This window comes from Delftia sp. CH05 (genome assembly GCF_009827015.1).
GTDB classification, from domain to species: Bacteria; Pseudomonadota; Gammaproteobacteria; order Burkholderiales; family Burkholderiaceae_C; genus Comamonas; species Comamonas tsuruhatensis.
Genome location: NZ_WUMG01000003.1, coordinates 103,433 through 123,436 on the forward strand (window position 1 = coordinate 103,433; position 20,004 = coordinate 123,436).

Consider the following 20,004-nt stretch of genomic DNA (forward strand, 5'->3'; position numbering starts at 1 on the left):
TCTACCAGCGGGTATATATTGGCAAGCCGCTGGACCCCAAAACAAATCAAGGCTATCCCTTAGGACTGGTTCCGGGATGGCCAGACACCCAGGAGACAAGCATGGCGGATTCCGAGACCCTCATTCCCCTGCATGAGGCCCTGCGCCGCAATGCGCGCAACCACCCCGGCCGCGACGCCTACATCTGGTATGGCCGCCACATCAGCTGGGCCGAGGTGGATGCGGCCAGCGACGCCTTTGCCGCGCGGCTGCAGGCGCTGGGCGTGGGCCGGGGAGAGCCCGTGGCGCTGTTCATGAACAACTGCCCGCAGTACATCGTGGCGCACTACGGCATCCAGAAGATCGGCGCCATCGTCTGCCCCTGCGGGCCGCTGAACAAGGAGCATGAGCTGCAGTACCAGCTCGATGACCTCCAGGCCCGCGTCATCGTCGCGGCCGATGTGCTGCTGCCCGTGGTGGACAAGGTGCGCGCCAGCACGGCGCTCAGGCATGTGCTGGCCGTGCGTTATGGCGACTGGCTTCCTGAATCGGCCACGCTGGCGCTGCCGCCCGAACTGCAGGCCCCCGTGCAGCCGCTGCCCGAGGGCGTGGAATCGTTCTGGGATGTCATGCACAGCGGCGCCAAGCCCGTGCCCGTCGATGTCGCCATGGACGATGTCTCGCTGATGACCTATACCTCGGGCACGACGGGCCTGCCCAAGGGCGCCATGCTCAGCTACGGCAACGCGGCCAGCAAGACGGCCGGCGCCTCCAGCGCCACGGGCGTGAACGCCGGCGACATGCTGCTGGCCGTGGCGCCGCTCTATCACATTGCCGGCATGTCCATGGGCGTGAACATGCCCGTGCACAGCGGCGCCACCTGCGTGCTGCTGCACCGCTTCGACCCGCTGGCCGTGGCCCAGGCGCTGGAGCGCTACCGCGTGACCTGGTGGTACAGCATCGCGCCCATGAACGTGGCCGTGATGCAGCTGCCGGGCGTGGAGGCCATGGACTTTTCCGCGCTGCGCCGCAACACGGTGACCAGCTTCGGCATTGCCTACACCGAGGAGCTGGCGCGGCAGTGGAGGCGCTTCACCCCGAACTGCATCTCCAGCGAGGCGGCCTACGGCCTCAGCGAGACCCACACCATGGACACCACCATGCCCGGCGATGCCATCCGCTGGGGCACGCACGGCAAGCCGCTGCCCGGCAACGAGGTGCGCATCATCGATCCCGAGACCGGCGAGCCCCTGCCGGCCGGCGAAGTGGGCGAGATCACCATCCGCGGCCCCGGCAACTTCAAGGGCTACTGGAACAAGCCCGAGGCCACGGCCAGGACCCTGAAGAACGGCTGGGTCCACACGGGCGACATGGGCCGCATGGACGCCGAGGGCTACCTGACCTTCATCGGCCGTTTCAAGGAAATGATCAAGGTCTCGGGCTACAGCGTCTTCCCCGAGGAGGTGGAGGCCATCCTCATCAAGCACCCGGCCGTGGCCCAGGCCGCCGTGATCGGCGTGCCCGACCCGCAAAAGGGCGAGGTCGTGCGCGCCTTCATCGTCACGCGGCCGGGCCAGCAGATCGCGGCCGAGGACCTGGTGCAGTGGTCGCGCGAGAACATGGCCAGCTACAAGGCGCCGCGCGAGGTGCGTTTCATCGAGGCGCTGCCCGCCACCGGCGCGGGCAAGGTGCTGCGTCGCTTGCTGCGCGATCAATGAGAAAGACCGAAGTCCCATGTTCCAGAAGATCCTGATAGCCAACCGCGGCGAGATCGCGCTGCGCATCGTGCGCGCGCTGCGCGAGCTGGGTGTGCCGAGCCTGGCCGTCTTTGCCGCAGACGATGCGCAGGCGCCCCATGTATCCGCTGCCGATGCAGCCGTGCCCCTGGACGCCAGCGGCCCCTCGGCCTACCTGGACGGCGCCCACCTGCTGCGCATTGCGCGCGAGCACGGCTGCGACGGCATCCATCCGGGCTACGGCTTTCTCAGCGAGAACGCCGGCTTTGCCCAGGCCTGCGCCGACGCGGGACTGCGCTTCATCGGCCCTGCACCCGCCCATCTGGCGCTGCTGGGCGACAAGGCCCGCGCACGCGATCTGGCGCGCCGCTGCGGCGTGCCGCTGATGCCGGGCAGCAGCGAGGCCGTCACGCTGGAACAGGCCCAGGCCTTCTTCGAGGCGCAGCAGGCCGGGGGCGCCAGCGGCATCATGGTCAAGGCCATCGGCGGCGGCGGCGGGCGCGGCATGCGCGCCGTGGCGCGCGCCGAGGACCTGCCCGCTGCCTACGAGCGCTGCCGCAGCGAGGCGCGCGCCGCCTTCGGCGTGGACGGTGTCTATGTGGAGCGTCTGATGACGGGCGCACGCCATATCGAGGTGCAGATCCTGGGCGACGGCGGCGCAGGCCCCATCGCGCTGGGCGAGCGCGAATGCACGTTGCAGCGGCGCTTCCAGAAGCTGGTGGAGATCGCGCCCAGCCCCAGCCTGGCGCAGCCGCTGCGCGAGCGCATCACGCGCGACGCGCTGCGCATGGCCGCCGAGATCGGCTACGAGAGCCTGGGCACCTTCGAATTCCTGGTCGATGCCGCCTCCGACTCCCTGCCCTATGTCTTCATCGAGGCCAACCCGCGCCTGCAGGTCGAGCACACCATCACCGAGGAAGTCTTCGGCATCGACCTGGTGCAGGCCCAGATCCGCATTGCGGCGGGCGATCACCTGGGCGAGCTGGGCCTGGATGCCAGGACACCCCCCGCGCCGCGCGGCTATGCCATGCAGTGGCGCATCAATGCCGAGACGCTGGATGCCGCAGGCCATTCGCGCCCCGGCAGCGGACGCATAGGCGCATTGCAGTGGCCGGCCGGCCCCGGCATCCGCATCGACACGCATGCGGTGGCGGGCGCCAGCCCCTCGCCGCACTACGACACGCTGCTGGCCAAGCTCATCGTGCACAGCAGCGGGCCGCGCTTCGAAGACGTGCTGCGCCGCGCACGCCGCGCGCTGGACGAATGCCGCATCGACGGGCTGGCCACCAACCTGCCGCTGCTGCAGGCGCTGGCCGGCCGGCCCGAGATGGCGTCGCAGGCCGTGCACACACGCTGGCTTGAAGAGGCCCTTCCCGAATTGGTGGCGGACGCCCAGGCGCTGGCCGAAGGCGCGCAACGCACGGCTGTGGCCGCCGATGTTCCGGTGGCGGACGAGGCTGCTGGCGCGCCGGTCCCCGAAGGCGCCCTCACGGCCCCCATGCCCGCGCGCATCGTGCAGTGGAGCGTGGCCGTGGGCGATGTCGTAGCCGCAGGCACCGAACTGGGCGTGCTCGAAGCCATGAAGATGGAGCATGTTCTGCTGGCGCCGCAGGCCGGCACCATCACCCAACGGCTGGCCGAGGCCGGTGCCTATGTGGCCCAGGACCAGCCCCTGCTGGTGCTGGCCGCCGCCGAAGGCGTGCAGGCCGACGCACGCGCGCAGCAGATCGCCCAGGACCCGGACCACATCCGCGCCGACCTGCGCCGCGTCATCGACCGCCATGCCTTCACGCTGGACACCGCCCGGCCCGAGGCCATGGCCAAACGCCATGCCCAGGGCGGCCGCAGCGCGCGCGAGAACATCGCCGATCTTTGCGATGAGGGCAGCTTCATCGAGTACGGCGCGCTGGCCATTGCCGCGCAGACGCGCCGGCGCAGCATGGACGACCTGATCGCCAACACGCCGGCCGACGGCATGGTCACGGGCATGGGCTCCATCAACGGCGCGCAGTTCGGCCAGGAGCGCTCGCGCGCCGTCGTCATGGCCTATGACGCCACCGTGCTGGCCGGCACCCAGGGCGCGCGCAACCATGCCAAGACCGACCGCATGCTGGGCATTGCGCTGGCCCAGAAGCTGCCCGTGGTGCTGTTCGCCGAAGGCGGGGGCGGGCGGCCCGGCGATACCGACACGCCCGTGGTCGCCGGCCTGCATGTGCACACCTTCGCGGCCTATGCGGCGCTGTCGGGCCAGGTGCCGGTGATCGGCATTGCACACGGCCGCTGCTTTGCGGGCAATGCAGCCCTGCTGGGCTGCAGCGACGTGATCATCGCCACGCGCGCCAGCTGCATCGGCATGGGCGGGCCGGCCATGATCGAGGGCGGCGGCCTGGGCGTGTTCCGCCCTGAAGAGATAGGACCCAGCGGCATCCAGCATGCCAATGGCGTGATCGACGTGCTGGTCGAGGACGAGGCCCAGGCCGTGGCTGCAGCGCGCCACTATCTTTCGTTCTTCCAGGGCCGCACCACGGAGTGGACCGCGCCCGACACGCGCGCCCTGCGCCATGTGGTGCCCGAGAACCGGCTGCGTGCCTATGACACGCGTGCGGCCATGGCGCATCTGGTGGACGAAGGCAGCCTGCTGCTGCTGCGCACGGGCTTTGGCGCAGGCATCCACACGGCGCTGGCGCGCATCGAAGGCCGGCCCGTGGGGCTGATGGCCAACAACCCCTCCCACCTGGGCGGCGCCATCGACGCCGATGCGGCCGACAAGGCCGCGCGCTTCATGCAGCTGTGCAACGCCCATGGCCTGCCCATCGTGAGCCTGGTGGACACGCCCGGCTTCATGGTCGGCCCCGAGATCGAGAAGACCGCCCAGGTGCGCCATGTCAGCCGCCTGTTCGTCACGGCGGCCAAGCTGCGCGTGCCGTATTTCAGCGTGGTGCTGCGCAAGGGCTACGGCCTGGGGGCCATGGGCATGACGGCGGGCAGCTTCCATGCGCCGGTGTTCAACGTGGCCTGGCCCACGGGCGAGTTCGGCGCCATGGGTCTGGAAGGCGCCGTGCGCCTGGGCTTTCGCAAGGAACTGCAGGCCCTGCCCGAGGGCGCCGAACGCAACGCTCTGTTCGACCGGCTGCTGGCCCAGCAGTACGCCCACGGCGAGGCCATGCACATGGCCGGCACGCTGGAGATCGACGCCGTCATCGACCCCGCCGACACGCGCGCCTGGCTGTCGCGCGGCCTGGCGGGGGCGCGCGTGGCACCCGCCCAGGCGGGCTTCGTGGACACCTGGTAGGCCCTGAAAACGCTGCAGGCGGCGTGCTAAGCTGATCCTCTTTTCGACGAACACGATGGCGGGCCCGCTCAAGCGGGCCCCGCTGCCTCTGGAGACCTTCCCATGCCCGGACTTCTGCCCGATATCGATCCCGACGGCCTGCTCGAATTCTCGGTGGTCTACACCGACCGCGCGCTCAACCACATGTCCAAGCGCTTCGCGGGCGTGATGCAGGACATCCTCACCACGCTGCAGGAGGTCTACCACGCCCACACGGCCGTGCTGGTGCCGGGCAGCGGCACCTTCGGCATGGAGGCCGTGGCGCGCCAGTTCGCCAATCGCGAAAAGGTGCTCATCGTGCGCAACGGCTGGTTCAGCTACCGCTGGACGCAGATCTTCGAGGAAGGTGGCCTGGGCGGTGGCTCCGTGGTCTGCAAGGCCCGCCGCCAGGGCCCGGGCAGCCAGGACCCCTGGGCGCCTTGCGCGGCCGAGGACGTGGCCGCCGCCATCCGCACCGAGAAGCCCAAGGTCGTGTTCGCGCCCCATGTGGAGACGGCCAGCGGCATCATCCTCAGCGACAGCTACCTGCGCGCCGTGGCCGATGCCGCGCACGAGGTGGGTGCGCTCTTCGTGCTGGACTGCGTGGCCTCGGGCGCCATGTGGGTGGACATGGAAAAGACCGGCGTGGACGTGCTGATCAGTGCGCCGCAAAAGGGCTGGAGCAGCTCGCCGTGCTGCGCCATGGTCATGCTCTCGCAGCGCGCGCGCGAAGCCATCGAGCACACGCAAAGCTCCAGCTTCTCCTGCGACCTCAAGAAGTGGATGCAGATCGCCGAGGGCTACGAAAAAGGCCAGCACGCCTACCACACCACCATGCCCACCGACGCCCTGGTCCGCCTGCGCGACGTGATGCTGGAGACGCGCGCCTACGGCTTCGCCAAGGTGCGCGACGAGCAGATCGCCCTGGGCGCCAAGGTGCGCGCCCTGCTGGAGTCGCGCGGCTTTCCCAGCGTGGCGGCCGAGGGCTGGAAGGCCCCTGGCGTGGTCGTAAGCTACACCACCGACCCCGGCATCCAGAGCGGCAAGAAGTTCATGGAAGCCGGCCTGCAGACCGCCTCGGGCGTGCCCCTGCAGTGCGACGAAGGCCCGGACTTCAAGACCTTCCGCATCGGCCTGTTCGGCCTGGAAAAATGGCATAACGTGGACCGCACCGTCGGCCACATCGCCAAAGCGCTGGACGACATCGGTGTCCCCGCCAAGGCGTGAACCGAACCCGCTGCAAACATTGCATTGAAAGAGCCCTCATGAACAAGACCCTCACCACCCTGGCCGCCTCCTGCGGCCTGATGCTCGCCGCACTGACCGGCGTGGCGGCCCATGCGGCCCAGCTCGTCACCACGGCCAGCGGCCTGGTCTATGAAAGCCTCAAGGAAGGCACAGGCGCCAGCCCCAAGGCCAGCGACACGGTGCGCGTGCACTACCGCGGCTACTTCCCCGACACGGGCAAGGACTTCGACAGCTCCATCACGCGCGGCCAGCCCATCGAGTTCCCCCTGACCGGCGTGATTCCCTGCTGGACCGAAGGCGTGCAGAAGATGAAGGTCGGCGGCAAGGCCAAGCTGACCTGCCCGCCCTCCATCGCCTACGGCAGCCGTGGCGCGGGCAGCGTGATCCCGCCCAACGCCACGCTGAACTTCGAGGTGGAACTGCTGGGCATCAAGTGATGGCCGGCCCGCTGGCCGGGCCAGCCCCCGCCTGATGCGAAGCCGGCCTGCGGGCCGGCTTTTTCACGGTCGCTGAAAGGAAGACGTCGTGGACCCACGCAAACCGCTGGACGCGCGCGCCTCCGCGCTGATGCTCATGCTGTGCCTGATCTGGAGCCTGCAGCAGATCCTGCTCAAGGCCACGGCCGATGCCATTGCGCCCACGCTGCAGATCGCGCTGCGCTCGGGCGCGGGCGCCGTGCTGGTGTGGCTGTTCATGCGCTGGCGCGGCATGCGCGTGCAGTGGGGCGACGGCAGCCGGCGCCCGGGCCTGGCCGTGGGCACGCTGTTTGCGCTGGAATTCCTGCTGGTGGGCGAGAGCATCAACCACACCTCGGCCGCCCATGTGGTGGTCTTCCTGTATTCCGCTCCCGTGTTCGCGGCGCTGGGCCTGCACTGGAAGCTGCCCTCGGAGCGCCTGGCGCCGCTGCAATGGCTGGGCATCGTGCTGGCCTTTGCCGGCATTGCGCTGGCCTTCCTGGGCGGCGGCAAGCCTTCGAAGGCAGCCGGCGCCGCCATGCTGCTGGGCGACCTGCTGGCGCTGGCCGCCGGCGTGGCCTGGGGCGCCACCACGGTGGCCATCCGCACCACGCGGCTGGCATCGCTGCCCGCCGCGCAGACCCTGCTCTACCAGCTGGCCACCGGCTTTGCGCTGCTGCTGCCCGCCGCCTTCCTGCTGGGCCAGACCCGCTTCGAGCCCACGCCCCTGGCCTGGGCGGGCCTGGCCTTCCAGTCCGTGCTGGTCTGCTTCGTGAGCTTCCTGGTCTGGTTCTGGCTGCTCACGCAATACCTGGCCTCGCGCCTGGGCGTGTTCTCGTTCATGACGCCCATCTTCGGCGTGGTCTTCGGTGCCTGGCTGCTCAGCGAGCCCATCGAGCCCAACTTCCTGGCCGGGGCACTGATGGTGCTGGCAGGGGTGCTGCTGGTGAGCGGGTATGGGTGGCTGAAGTCGCTCAGGCGGTGAGGCCAGGGATCAGGCCGGCCGGGGTAGCGGATCCGTGCCCTCGTTGAGCACGGAAAGATAGCGCTGATAGCTGAAGACCCGGCCTCGCTTGCGGCCGGTCACTTCCTCGATGATGCCCAGGCGCTGCAAGTCGGCGAGCGCCGTGTTGACGGTGGGCGAGGACAGCCCTATCTGCCGGACCAGTTGGTTCGACGTCAGGAAGGGGTTGAGCTGGAACAGGTCGTGGATGCGCAGCGTGGAGCTGGCGCGTTCGCCTTCGGTCGCGATGCGTTCGCGGTCCTGCCTGAACAGGTCGACGATATGGGTGGCGGCCTCGAAGGCCTGGTTCGCGGTCTGTGCCACGCCGGTGAGAAAGAAGTCGAGCCAGGCTTCCCAATTGCCGTTCTCGCGCACTTCCTGGAGCAGCCGGTAGTACTCGGTCCGGTGCGTCTTGAGAAAGAGGCTGAGGTAGAGCAGCGGCTTGTTCAGCACGCCGTTAATGCAGAGATACAGCGTGACCAGCAGGCGGCCGATACGGCCATTGCCATCGAGGAACGGATGCAGTGTCTCGAATTGCACGTGCAGCAGGCCGGCCTTGATGAGGGCGGGCAGGCGGGAGGCATCTTCGTGCATGAAGCGTTCAAAGGCGTTGAGGCAGGGGCCGAGTTCGTTGACAGGCGGCGGCACAAACAAGGCATTGCCTGGACGCGTGCCGCCAATCCAGTTCTGCGAGCGCCGGAACTCGCCGGGGCTCTTGGTGCCGCCGCGTCCGCTTTGCAGCAGCCGGCCATGCATCTCGCGGATCAGGCGCAGTGACAGCGGCAGGTCCCGCAGGCGCTCCAGTCCGTACATCATCGCGTCCACATAGTTCGAAACTTCGCGGATGTCGTCGATGGGCTGGCCCGCCTGGGCCTCGGCTTCGAAGCGCAGCAGGTCCGACAGCGTCGATTGCGTGCCCTCGATCTGCGAAGAAAGCACGGCCTCCTTGCGCACGTACATGTAGAGGAACAGCTCCTGGCGGGGCAGCAGCATGGTGATGCCATCGAGCCGTCCCAGCGCACGCTCGGCAAGGCTGAGCTTTTCCAGGAGGACGAGCACATCGATGGCCGGCTCCGGCGGCAGCGGTGGCGGCACGAAGGCGCGCACCTTTTCGCCTGCTGCGGATGTCTCGATGAAGCGGCCAAGCCGCTGGCTGGTAGGGGAATCGGGCATGGGCTGACTATGGCTTCGGACGCTTATTTAAGCAAATGCGGTTTTTCTTAAATAACGAGAGCGCCAAGTTAAGCAGACTTAAATAAGCCTTCGTCTCAAGGCGGCGGGCCGGCCGCATGACCCCTCATGCCAGTCCCAGCCGCCGCGCCAGCCGCTGCAGGTTGGCGCGGTCCATCTGCAGCTCGCGTGCGGCGGCGGCCCAGCTGCCGTGGTGGCGCTGCAGGCTGGCCTTGATCAGCTGGCGTTCGTAGCTCTCCACGGCATTGCGCAGGCCTTGGGGGCTGGCGCCGGGCGATGCGGCCTGTGGGACGGGCAGGGTCGGGGTGGCCGTCGCCGGGGGCTGCGCGTCATCCCAGAGATCGGCCTGCCCCAGCGTGACCATGCGTGCCCGGCCACCGGCCGGAGTGCCGGAGGGCGCACGGCTGAGCGCCCGCAGCACGCCGCGGCTGATGAGGTGCTCCAGTTCCCGGACATTGCCGGGCCAGTCCTGGGCGAGCAAGGCCGATTGCGCAGCGGGGTGCAGGCGCAGTCCGCCCAGGCCCAGGCGCGAACGGTTTTCCTCGAGGAAGAAGCCGGCCAGCATCAGCACGTCGCTGTCGCGCTCGCGCAGCGCGGGCACGCGCAGCGGGTAGACGCTCAGGCGGTGGAAGAAATCGGCGCGCATGCGGCCTGCCGCCACCTCGGCGGCCAGGTCGCGGTTGGTGGCGGCGATCACGCGCACGTCCACATGGTGCTCGCGGTCCGAGCCCAGGCGCTGCAGCTGGCCGCTTTGCAGCACGCGCAGCAGCTTGGCCTGCACGGGCAGGGACAGCTCGCCCACTTCGTCCAGGAACAGTGTGCCCTGGTCGGCCTGCTCGAACTTGCCGCTGCGCTCGGACAGCGCGCCCGTGAAGGCGCCGCGCACATGGCCGAACAGCTCGCTTTCGACCAGGTTGTCGGGAAGGGCCGCGCAGTTGATGCTGACCAGCGCCCGGCCTGCACGCGCCGACTGCGCATGCACGGCCTGGGCCACCAGTTCCTTGCCCGTGCCGGTCTCGCCCGTGATCAGCACGTTGAGGTCGCTGGCCGCGACCAGGGCGATGTCCTTTTGCAGCGCGCGCATGGCCGGGCTCTGGCCGATCAGCGGACGCGATGAATCGCCCCCCGGGGCGGCGCCGGGTGCGGGCAGGGCGCGCGCACTGCGCGCCAACCGGCGCAGCCGCTCGGCCGTGGTCACGGTGGCCGCCGCCAGGTTGCTGAAGGCCTGCAGCGCCGCCAGCGCGGCCGGGTCGGCAAAGCGCCCCGGGTCCAGCGCGTCCAGCGTGAGAAGGCCCCAGGGCAGGCCGCCGGTCTGCAGCACGCAGCCCATGCAGTCGTGCACCTCCAGCGGCCCGTGGCCCTGGGCCACCAGGCCGTCATAGGGATCGGGCAGCGGGCTGTCTGGCGCAAAGCGCATGGCCTGGCCCGCGGCCAGCAGCTGGGCGAAGCGCGGGTGCTCGGCAATGCGAAAGCGCCGGCCCAGCGCATCGGGCACCAGGCCGTCGATGGCCACGGGCCGCAGCCACTCGCCTTCCAGGCGCAGCAGGGCGGCGGCATCGGCCGGCAGCACGGCGCGCAGGGCTGCCAGCAGGCGGCGAAAGCGCTCGCGCTCAGGCAGGTCCTGGGCCAGGTCGGCCACCAGGGGGGTGAGGGCGTGCAGGGCGGTGGATGTGGTCATAAAGACTGCGATGGCTGTCAAAAGGACTCGATTTGACGGGAGTCATATTGACGCATGAAACGCCAAGCCCTTGTTCTTCAAGGGTCGCGGGACTGGCACGGCCCTTGCCTTTGTCAAGGCATGTCCGGCATCGCACCGGGCATGTCCGTTCCCGTACCCAAGGAGTTTTCCGTGCTGACCGACCGCCAACGTGCCATCGTCCAATCCACCGTTCCGCTGCTTGAAACCGGCGGCGAAGCGCTGATCACGCATTTCTACCAAACCATGCTGGGCGAGTACCCCGAGGTGCGCGCCCTGTTCAACATGGCCCACCAGCAAAGCGGCGCCCAGCCGCGTGCCCTGGCCTACAGCGTGCTCATGTACGCCAGGCACATCGACCGGCTGGACGCCCTGGGCGACCTGCCCGCGCAGATCATCAACAAGCACGTTGCGCTGCAGGTGCAGCCCGAGCACTACCCCATCGTCGGCACCTGCCTGCTGCGCGCCATCCGCGAAGTGCTGGGCGCCGAGATTGCCACCGACGAGGTCATAGCCGCCTGGGGCGCCGCCTACCAGCAGCTGGCCGACATCCTGATCGGCGCCGAGCGCCAGGCCTATGACCGCACGGCGGCGGCCGAAGGCGGCTGGCGCGGCGAGCGCGCCTTCGTGGTCGAGGACAAGGTGCAGGAAAGCGCCGAGATCACGTCCTTCTACCTGGTGCCCGCCGACGGCGGCCCCGTGATCGCCCACCAGCCCGGCCAGTACATCGGCCTGCGCCTGGTGGTGGACGGCCAGGAGCAGCGGCGCAACTATTCCCTGTCCGCACCTGCAGACGGGCGCAGCCTGCGCATCAGCGTCAAGCGCGAGGCGGGTGGCAAGGTCTCCAACTTCCTGCACGACCGGGTCCAGGTCGGCGACACGCTGCAGCTGTTCCCGCCCGCAGGCCACTTCACGCTGCAGCCCGGCGAGCGCCCGCTGGTGCTGATCAGCGGCGGCGTGGGTATCACGCCGACCCTGCCCATGCTGGACGCGGCCTTGCCGACCCGGCGGCCCGTGGTCTTCATCCACTGCGCACGCGAGCGCGGGGTGCATGCTTTCCGCGAGCATGTGGATGCGCTGGCTGCCGTGCATCCGCAGCTCACCCGTTACTACTGCTATGACCGGGCGGAGGAGGGCGATGGGGTCGATGCGCAGGGCCTGCTGACCGCCCGCCAGCTGGGTGAATGGCTGCCCGCCGTGGATGCCGATGTCTACTTCCTGGGGCCTCGGCCGTTCATGCGGTCGGTGAAGGAATCGTTGAAGGCCCTGGGGGTGCCGCAGGAGCAGGTGCGGTATGAGTTTTTTGGGCCGGCCGAGGCGCTCCAGTAGGCTTTGCCGGAGCCTGCCCTGGGTGGTTCCTGGCTTTGCCGCACCCCTGGCATGCCTTTGTCGCGCCCTTGTCGCGCCCCTTGTAGCACCTCTGTGGCAAGAGGTGCGACAAGGTCCGAAGGCTCAGCGGTAGAAGGCTTGCACGGTGCCCTTGAGCTTGATCAGCAAGGGCCTGCCCTTGCGATCCACCGTTTTGCCCGCGGGCACCTTGATCCATCCCTCGCTCACGCAATACTCCTCCACGTCGAACCGCTCCTTGCCGTTGAAGCGGATGCCGATGTCGTGCTCGAACACGGCCGCCACGTGGTGCGGGCTGCGCGGGTCGATGGACAGATGGTCGGGCAGGGCGGGGCGCTCGGCGGATGCGTTGGCGTCGGTCATGGTCTTGTTCTCGCAAGAGGGTTCTGAAGAAAGCCGGTATTGTCCGCGCAATCCGGGGTCAGGCGCTGGCTGACAGGCATTGGCGGCAGGCATCGCCACGCGGGGCCCGGCGGGCGTCGTATGCTGCGCTCCATGCTGTCGCCAGAGCAACGTCAAACACTGAAGTCGGCCAAGCGCCTGCCGCTGGCGTTGCTGCTGCTCATGGCGCTGGGCTTCGTGGCCTCGTCGGTGGCGGCAGCGCACTGGCAGCAGGTGCCGCTGTGGCTGGCCTGCATCAAGGCCGTGACCGAGGCCTCGCTGGTCGGCGCGCTGGCCGACTGGTTTGCGGTGTCTGCCCTGTTCCGGCACATTCCGCTGCCCGTGGTCGGGCGCCACACGGCCATCATTCCGCGCAACAAGGACCGCATCGGGCTGAACCTGGCGAATTTCGTGCGCGACAAGTTCCTGGACGGGCCTTCGCTGGTGGCGCTGATCGAGCGCCACGATCCCGCGCGCGTGCTGGCGGGCTGGCTGACCTCACCGGCCAACAGCACGCTGCTGGGGCGGCAGGTGGCGCGGCTGGCGCTGGCGGCGCTGGAGATGGTGCAGGACCGGCAGGTGGAGCGCTTTCTCTCGCACTCGTTCAAGGCCTTGCTGGAGCATCTGGACCTGCCGCGCGCGGCGGCGGACCTGCTGTCGGGCCTGACCCAGGACGGGCGCCACCAGGCCGTGCTCGACGATGTGCTGGCGCGCGTCAGCGGCGTGCTGCGCGAATCCGAGACCCATGTGCTGATCGCCCGGACCATCGTGCTGTGGCTCAAGCGCGAGCATCCGCTCAAGGAAAAGATGCTGCCCACGGACTGGCTCGGCGACAAGGGTGCCACGGCCATCGCCGGGGCGCTGGACAGCCTGCTGCAGGACATCGCCAACGATCCCGGGCACCACATGCGCAAGGCGTTCGATGCCTCCGTGCAGCGGCTGATTGACCGGCTGCAGTCCGACCCGGCAATGGCCGATCGCGCCGAGCGCCTGCGCGACTACCTGCTGCACGACGAGAAGCTGGCCGGCTACCTGCGTTCGCTGTGGCTGGGCCTGCGCGCCAGGCTGCAGGCGGACCTGGCCAACGAGCATTCGCAGGTGGCGCGCAAGACCGCGGCCATGGGCCGCTGGCTGGGCCAGTCGCTGGCGCATGACGAGGCGCTGCGCCACTCCATGAACGAACGCCTCAAGCGCTGGGCCCAGGCGCTGGCGCCCGATGTCTCGCAGTTCCTGGCCCAGCACATCGCCGACACCGTGCGGCGCTGGGATGCGCGCGAGCTGTCCGAGCTGATCGAGCTGCACATCGGCAAGGACCTGCAGTACATCCGCATCAATGGCACCGTGGTCGGCGGTGCCGTAGGGCTGCTGCTGTTCCTGGTCTCCAATGCGGGGCGGCTGTGGTCCTGATCTTCGTATCAGGATGTTGCCTGCCGGCCACATCGGGCCAACTTTACAAAGCCGCCGTGTTCGCCGGAACGCCGTGAATCGGGCCGGGCGCTGCACGCGCCCGGGCACTGGCGGCCCTGCATGTCATTGATGAACAAGGCAACATTCAGCATCCTGAATGAATTGCTCACAGATCGGTCCGCTTGTAAAGAAAAACAGCAGCTGCGCTGCTGTCGGCCAGGCCGTTGTCGGCGGGAAAATAAAATAAGAACGATTCGCACTCATCAAAAACAACAGAGCGGATGCGCACCCCGGTCGTTCGACCGTCCGTGATTCTTCTTGCGAGCTTTCCCATGCACAACTGCACAGCCCCCGCGGCGGGCCGTGGCTTTGCCCTGTCCGCCCTTTGCACCTCCCTGCGTGCTTCGTTTCCCTCCACCGTCGTTCCCCTGCGCCGCACCGCGCTGGGCGCCTGCCTGGGCCTGCTGGCCTCGGGCAGCGCGCTGGCCCAGGCAGCAGGCGGGGCGACGCTGGAAACCCTGGTCGTGACGGCCAGCGGCTTCGAGCAGGAGATCAGCCAGGCGCCGGCCTCGATCTCGGTGATCACGCGCCAGGAACTGGAGCAGGGCGCCTACCGCAACCTGCACGATGCCCTGCGCGATGTGCCCGGCGTGATCCTCACGCCCTCGGACAACAACTCCAACGACATCTCGTTGCGCGGCATGGGCGCCAACTACACCCTGATCCTGGTGGACGGCAAGCGCATGAGCACGCGCGAGACCCAGACCAACGGCAGCACGGGCACGGACCAGAGCTGGATTCCGCCGCTGGAGGCCATCGAGCGCATCGAGGTGGTGCGCGGCCCCATGTCCTCGCTGTACGGCTCGGACGCCATGGGCGGCGTGATCAACGTCATCACGCGCAAGGTGGCGAAGAACTGGCATGGCTCGGTGCGCGCCGACGCCACGCTGCAGGAGCGCTCCACCTCGGGCGATGCCTACCAGACCAACTTCTACCTGTCAGGCCCGATCAAGACCGACCTGCTGGGCCTGAGCCTGTACGGCAACTACAGCAAGCGCGACCAGGACCGCATCTACCAGGGCTACAACAAGAGCGACAACCGTTCGCTGAACCTGCGCCTGGCGCTGACCCCCAGCAAGGACCACGACCTGATCGCCGAGATCGGCACTTCGCGCCAGCACTTCGTTTCGTCGCCTGGCATGACCCTGCTGCCCACCGATGCGCCCAGCGACCGCAAGTTCGAGCGCGAGAACTACTCGCTGCAGCACAAGGGCCGCTGGGGCTGGGCTTCCTCCGACACCTATCTGCAGCGCGAGGAAACGCGCAACCTGTCGCGCGACATGACCATCAGGAACACGGTGTTCAACAGCAGCTGGGTGGCGCCGCTGGGCCGCCAGCACCTGCTGACCACGGGCGTGTACTACAACCAGCAGGACCTGCGCGACACGACGACCAATACGCTGCCGGGCTCGGCGCGCACCACGGCCGATCGCACGCAGTACGCCTGGTTCGCCGAGGACGAGTGGCGCCTGCGCGAGAACTTCGCCCTGACCGGCGGCCTGCGCTACGACCACGACAGCAAGGGCGGATCGCAATGGAGCCCGCGCCTGTACGGCGTGTGGAACCTCGACGCGCAATGGACCGTCAAGGGCGGCGTGTCCACCGGCTTTCGCGCGCCCTCGCTGCGCCAGACCCTGGGCGACTGGGGCCAGTCCAGCCGCGGCGGCAACATCTACGGCAACCCCGACCTGAAGCCCGAAACCTCGCTGAGCAAGGAACTGGGCGTGCTCTACAACAACGGCGCCGGCCTGTCGGCAGGCCTGACGGTGTTCGACAACGAGTTCAACGACAAGATCACGCGCATCGCCTGTCCCGAGTGCGGACCGGCCAATTCCTCGGGCAACACGCCCACCACCAACGTCAATATCGACAAGGCCATCACGCGCGGTATCGAAGCCACGTTCAAGGCCCCGCTGGCGCGCACGCTGGACCTGAGCAGCAGCTACACCTTCACCAAGTCCGAGCAAAAGAGCGGCGAGTTCGCGGGGCAGCCGCTGAGCCAGCTGCCGCGCCACATGCTCAACCTGGCGCTGAACTGGAAGCCTTCGCAGCAATGGGCGGGCTGGGCCAAGCTGTCCTACCGGGGCAAGGAAAGCCAGCCCACGGGCGGCCGTTCGGCGCGCACCTGGGTGGCCGGCAGCTATGCCATGTTCGACATGGGCGGCTCCTACAACTACAGCAAGGACGTGACCTTCTACGCAGGCATCTACAACCTGTTCGACAAGGACGTGTACTACGAGGACTACGCCACGGTGCAGGACGGCCGGCGCTACTGGATCGGCATGAACGTGAAGTTCTAGGCATCCCGGCCGCAAGGGCGGCCGCTGCCCGTGGCCTGCGGATCGGGCCGCGCCGCTTCCCGGCGCGGCACCCGCCTCCGGAGCCCGGAACTCCTTTCATTTTTTCCTGGGATTCTTTGCCATGACCTTCGATATCACGCGCCGCGCGGCGGCGCTGGCCCTGCCGGCCTTGTTCCTGGGGACTGCGGCGGCGGCCACGCTGTCCGTGCGGCATGCCGGGGGAATGACCAGCCTGCCCGGCGCACCCCGGCGCGCGGTAATTTATGACCTGGGGGCGCTGGATGCACTGCATGCGCTGGGCGTGCCCGCGTCGGCGGTCGCAGGCGTGCCCCGGGCGCAGCTGCCCCGGTACCTGGACAGCTTCGCGCAGCGGCCTGCGGCGGGCGGGCTGTTCGAGCCCGACTACGAGGCGCTGAGCCGGCTGGCGCCCGACCTGATCGTCGTGGGCGGGCGCTCGGCCGGCAAGGCCGAGGTGCTGGGACGCATCGCGCCCACGCTGGACCTGAGCGTCAGCGGCAAGCACATGCTGGCCGATATCGAACGCAACATCGCCACGCTGGCGCTGCTGTTCGGCCGCCAGGCGCAGGGCCGTGCGCTGGTGCAGCGCATCCACGCCGAGCTGCAGGGCCTGCGTGCCCAGGCCTCGCAGGCCGCGCCGGGCCTGCTGCTGATGGCCGTGAACGACAAGCTCCTGCCGCAGGCGCCGGGATCGCGCTTCGGCTTTCTGTTCGATGTGTTCGGCGCGCGCTCGGCGCTATCGGCCGCGCAACTGCCAGCCCGCGGCACCGCCTACGGCTTCGATGATGTGGCGCGGCTGGACCCCGAGTGGATCTACGTCATCGACCGCAACACGGCCACGGGCCAGGCGGCAGGCGGCGGCGAGATCATGGCTTCGCGCAAGGTGTTCGACAACGCGCGGATCCACGCCACGGCGGCCGGCCGCAAGGGGCAGGTCGTCTTCCTCGATCCCAAGGGCTGGTACCTGATGGGCAGCGCCGGGCCGACGGCGCTGCTGGACAACATGGCGCAGCTGCGCCAGGCCTATGGCGCGGCGTCATCGCGTTGACCGCGGGCCAGGGCCGGCTCCCGGTCCCGGCCCCACAGCGCAATCACGCGCACATAGGCCAGCTCGGCCAGCAGCTCCACCAGCGTCTGCGTGACGATGACGGCCGGCAGCACGGGAATGGCGCCGGGCACGGCCAGGGCCAGCGGCAGCACGACCAGGGAGTTGCGCGTGCCCGCGCTGAACGCGACGGCGCGGCCCGAGGCTGCCGGGAGCCGGAAGGCGCGCGCCACCAGCCAGCCCAGCGCGGGCGCTGCCACCGCAAAGGCCGCATAGACGGGCACCATGCTCCAGGCGGCCTGCGTGGCCGGGCCCAATTGGGGCAGCACGGAGGCGATCACCACGAACAGCACCAGCGCGGTGGCCGGCACGGGCAGCAGGCCCAGCCATGCCGAGGCGCTGGCGCCGCGCCGGCTGCGGGCCGCCCACAGCTGCGTGGCAACGGCCAGGGCCAGCGGCACGGCGATCAGCCACACGAACGCATGCAGGAAAGGCCCCGCCTGCACCAGCCGCGCCGCATCGTCGCCCAGGAACAGGCCCAGGTAGCCGGGCAGGGCCAGCATCTGCGCGATCAGCAGGGCCGGCGTGGCCGCCAGCAGCAGGCGCGCATCGGCGCGCCCCAGGTGGGAGAAGGTGACCACGTAGTCGATGCAGGGCGCCAGCAGCACCAGCAGCGCGCCCAGGCGCAGCAGGGGGTCGGCGGGCAGGAACTGCAGCAGGGCCCAGACCAGCAGCGGCACCACGATGAAGTTGGCCACCATCAGCGCGGCCAGGAAGCGCACCTGGCCGAAGGCGCGCCGCAGCTCGGCCACGGGCACCTGCAAGAAGGTCACATAGAGCATCAGTGCCAGCGCGGGGTTGATGGCGCGCTCCAGCACGCCTGTGCCGGGCAGCGCCCAGGCGGCAACTGCGGCCAGGGCCACGGCGGCGAAGTAGATGGGGATCTGGCGCTGTTCGAGCGCGTCTCGGGTGTCTTGCATTCAGGAGGCCGATGGCGGCGGGTACGGGGCGGGTACGCGGATGTGGGGCGGATGTGGGGCGCCTAGTATGGCAACGGCACAGCCGGCCCGCTGCTTCATTCCCCTGCAGACCCTGGGCCCGCAGGGATCAGCCCTGGTTTGCCGCGCCCAGCACCTTGTACAGATAGGAGCGCGAGATGCCCAGCTCCTGCGCGGCCAGCTTCTTGTTGCCGCCGCAGCGTGCAATGGCGTCGAGGATGGCGTTGCGCTCCTGGTCCTTGAGCGGGGCCACGGCGCCGGTGGCGGGCAGGCCGGGCTCGGCAACGGGCGAAGGCCGTGCGCCGGCCAGCGGGTCCTCGTGGCGCGCGAAGTTGTCCACGCCCAGCAGGTGGCCGTCGCAGAACACCAGGGCCTCTTCCACGCGCTGGCGCAGCTGGCGCACATTGCCGGGCCAGGCCTGCCGGGCCAGGTAGGGCATGACGCCGGGCGCGATGCGGGGCAGCGCGATGCCGTTGCGCTCGCAGAACGACTGGGCAAAGCGCTGCACCAGGGCCGGGATGTCCTCCAGGCGCTGGCGCAGGGCGGGCACATGCAGCACCACGCCGCTGAGGCGGTAGAACAGGTCCAGCCGGAAGCGGCCGCTGTCGATGAGGCCGCGCAGGTCGCGGTGCGTGGCGGCCACGATGCGGAAGTTCACCTGCCGGCCGCTGTGCGCGCCCAGGCGCTGCACCTGGCGGTCCTCCAGCACGCGCAGCAGCTTGACCTGGATCTCCATGGGAATGTCGGCCACTTCGTCGAGGAAGAGGGTGCCGCCCTCGGCCTGCTCCAGCTTGCCGGGCTGGCCCTGCCTGCGCCCGCCCGTGAAGGCGCCGGCCTCGTAGCCGAACAGCTCGGACTCGATCAGCGTGGCCGGCAGCGCCGCGAGGTTGAGGCTGACCAGGGGCGCTTCGGCATCGCGCCCGCGCGCATGCAGGGCCTGGGCCACCAGCTCCTTGCCGCTGCCGCTCTCGCCCAGGATGAGCACAGGCACGTCCAGCCGCGCCACGGCGTCGATCTCGCGGGCCAGCCTTTGCATGGGGGCACTGGCGCCCACCATCTGCGCCGTGGGCGTGCCGCCGCGCAGCTGGCTCAGTTCGCGCTTGTAGTGCTGCACCTCGTCATGCAGCTGGTTCAGCCGCTGCTGCATGCGGTTGAGTGCCTCCACGCCGCTGAAGCTGACCTGGCCCACGGCGCCCACCACGGCGCCGCCCTCGTAGACCGGCATGCGGTTGACGATGCGGCTCACGCCCGGCCCCAGCTGCTGCAGGTCGCCGATCTCGGCGCGGCCGCTGCGTGCCACATGGGGCAGGCGCGAGTTGGGGATCACGTCCTCCGCGCGCCGGCCTGCGGCCGTGCCGGGCGCCAGGCCGAAGAACTTCTCGTGCACGGGGCTGATGTAGCGCATCAGCCCTTCATGGTCGGCCACCGTGATCGCCTGGTACGGGTTGGTCAGGAACATGTTGAGGATGGCGAAGGCGAAGGGCACGCTGGCCACCATGTCGAACAGCGCCGCCGCCTCGTCGGCCGGGCGCAGCAGGGCGACCTCGCCCTCGGCATCGGCCAGCACCACGGCCACATGGCGGGCCACCGTGCCGCGCGGACCCGGTGTTTCCACGTGCAGCAACTGGCCATGGCCGATGGGGTTGTGCCCGTCGCCGTGCGCGCGGGCCAGGGCCTCGGTGACGGCTGCATGCAGCAGCGGCTCCTGCGCCAGGCCCAGCCGCGCCACGGGCTCGGGCGAGTCGCGCCGCCAGACGAGAACGCCGAATCGGTGGTCGGGGGAGCTGGGCATGGGCATGGCGGGCAGTCGCTGGGGTTGAACGCACTCTA

The 20,004-nt window shown here is 69.3% G+C and carries 15 protein-coding genes; 9 read left to right on the plus strand and 6 right to left on the minus strand.

Annotated elements, in window-relative coordinates:
• Positions 1-101: 101 nt before the first annotated feature.
• The 5 genes from GRX31_RS04060 (at position 102) to GRX31_RS04080 (ending at position 7,713) form a co-directional block, all read left to right on the plus strand.
• Positions 102-1,697 (plus strand): AMP-binding protein, encoded by a 1,596-nt coding sequence (locus GRX31_RS04060; protein ID WP_160851584.1) that lies wholly within the window; start codon positions 102-104, stop codon positions 1,695-1,697.
• Positions 1,698-1,713: 16 nt separating this feature from the next.
• Positions 1,714-5,007, plus strand: coding sequence for a carboxyl transferase domain-containing protein (locus GRX31_RS04065; protein ID WP_160851586.1), 3,294 nt, complete (start codon positions 1,714-1,716; stop codon positions 5,005-5,007).
• Positions 5,008-5,109: 102 nt separating this feature from the next.
• Positions 5,110-6,252 carry a pyridoxal-phosphate-dependent aminotransferase family protein gene (locus GRX31_RS04070; RefSeq protein ID WP_160851587.1) on the plus strand — a complete coding sequence of 381 codons (1,143 nt, stop codon included), beginning with the start codon at positions 5,110-5,112 and terminating at the stop codon, positions 6,250-6,252.
• Between the two features lie 38 nt (positions 6,253-6,290).
• Positions 6,291-6,710, plus strand: coding sequence for an FKBP-type peptidyl-prolyl cis-trans isomerase (locus GRX31_RS04075; RefSeq protein ID WP_160851589.1), 420 nt, complete (start codon positions 6,291-6,293; stop codon positions 6,708-6,710).
• A gap of 88 nt (positions 6,711-6,798) precedes the next feature.
• Positions 6,799-7,713, plus strand: coding sequence for an EamA family transporter (locus GRX31_RS04080; RefSeq protein WP_160851591.1), 915 nt, complete (start codon positions 6,799-6,801; stop codon positions 7,711-7,713).
• Positions 7,714-7,722: 9 nt separating this feature from the next.
• Here the strand turns inward: GRX31_RS04080 and GRX31_RS04085 are convergent, their stop codons facing one another.
• Together GRX31_RS04085 and norR are read right to left on the minus strand one after the other, a co-directional pair.
• Positions 7,723-8,904, minus strand: a complete 1,182-nt coding sequence (locus GRX31_RS04085) for a Fic family protein (RefSeq protein WP_160851593.1) — start codon at positions 8,902-8,904, stop codon at positions 7,723-7,725.
• A 124-nt stretch (positions 8,905-9,028) separates the two neighbouring features.
• Positions 9,029-10,600, minus strand: coding sequence for a nitric oxide reductase transcriptional regulator NorR (norR, locus tag GRX31_RS04090; protein WP_160851595.1), 1,572 nt, complete (start codon positions 10,598-10,600; stop codon positions 9,029-9,031).
• Between the two features lie 120 nt (positions 10,601-10,720).
• Here norR and hmpA point away from each other — a divergent pair, with 120 nt between their 5' ends.
• Positions 10,721-11,947, plus strand: coding sequence for an NO-inducible flavohemoprotein (hmpA, locus tag GRX31_RS04095; RefSeq protein ID WP_160851597.1), 1,227 nt, complete (start codon positions 10,721-10,723; stop codon positions 11,945-11,947).
• Positions 11,948-12,070: 123 nt separating this feature from the next.
• On the opposite strand, the gene GRX31_RS04100 is transcribed toward hmpA, so the two are convergent.
• Entirely contained in the window at positions 12,071-12,328 is a 258-nt protein-coding gene (locus GRX31_RS04100) for a DUF3297 family protein (RefSeq protein WP_016446670.1), read from the minus strand.
• A gap of 120 nt (positions 12,329-12,448) precedes the next feature.
• On the opposite strand from GRX31_RS04100, the gene GRX31_RS04105 reads away from it, so the two are divergent.
• A complete protein-coding gene (locus GRX31_RS04105; RefSeq protein ID WP_160851598.1) occupies positions 12,449-13,753 on the plus strand; it encodes a DUF445 domain-containing protein in 1,305 nt (434 codons plus the stop codon).
• Between the two features lie 166 nt (positions 13,754-13,919).
• On the opposite strand, the gene GRX31_RS04110 is transcribed toward GRX31_RS04105, so the two are convergent.
• Positions 13,920-14,087: a hypothetical protein gene (locus GRX31_RS04110; RefSeq protein ID WP_160851600.1), complete on the minus strand. Its 168-nt coding sequence runs from the start codon at positions 14,085-14,087 to the stop codon at positions 13,920-13,922.
• On the opposite strand from GRX31_RS04110, the gene GRX31_RS04115 reads away from it, so the two are divergent.
• Entirely contained in the window at positions 14,086-16,113 is a 2,028-nt protein-coding gene (locus GRX31_RS04115; RefSeq protein WP_160851602.1) for a ligand-gated channel protein, read from the plus strand. The genes GRX31_RS04110 and GRX31_RS04115 overlap by 2 nt on opposite strands.
• Before the next feature lie 121 nt (positions 16,114-16,234).
• A complete protein-coding gene (locus GRX31_RS04120) occupies positions 16,235-17,179 on the plus strand; it encodes a siderophore ABC transporter substrate-binding protein (RefSeq protein WP_160851604.1) in 945 nt (314 codons plus the stop codon).
• Here GRX31_RS04120 and GRX31_RS04125 read toward each other — a convergent pair.
• Both GRX31_RS04125 and GRX31_RS04130 read right to left on the minus strand, forming a co-directional pair.
• Positions 17,155-18,156 carry an arsenic resistance protein gene (locus tag GRX31_RS04125; protein WP_160851606.1) on the minus strand — a complete coding sequence of 334 codons (1,002 nt, stop codon included), beginning with the start codon at positions 18,154-18,156 and terminating at the stop codon, positions 17,155-17,157. The genes GRX31_RS04120 and GRX31_RS04125 overlap by 25 nt on opposite strands.
• A gap of 127 nt (positions 18,157-18,283) precedes the next feature.
• The gene (locus GRX31_RS04130; protein ID WP_160851608.1) at positions 18,284-19,966 is read right to left on the minus strand and encodes a sigma-54 interaction domain-containing protein; all 1,683 of its coding nucleotides are present in this window, start codon (positions 19,964-19,966) and stop codon (positions 18,284-18,286) included.
• Between the last annotated feature and the right edge of the window lie 38 nt (positions 19,967-20,004).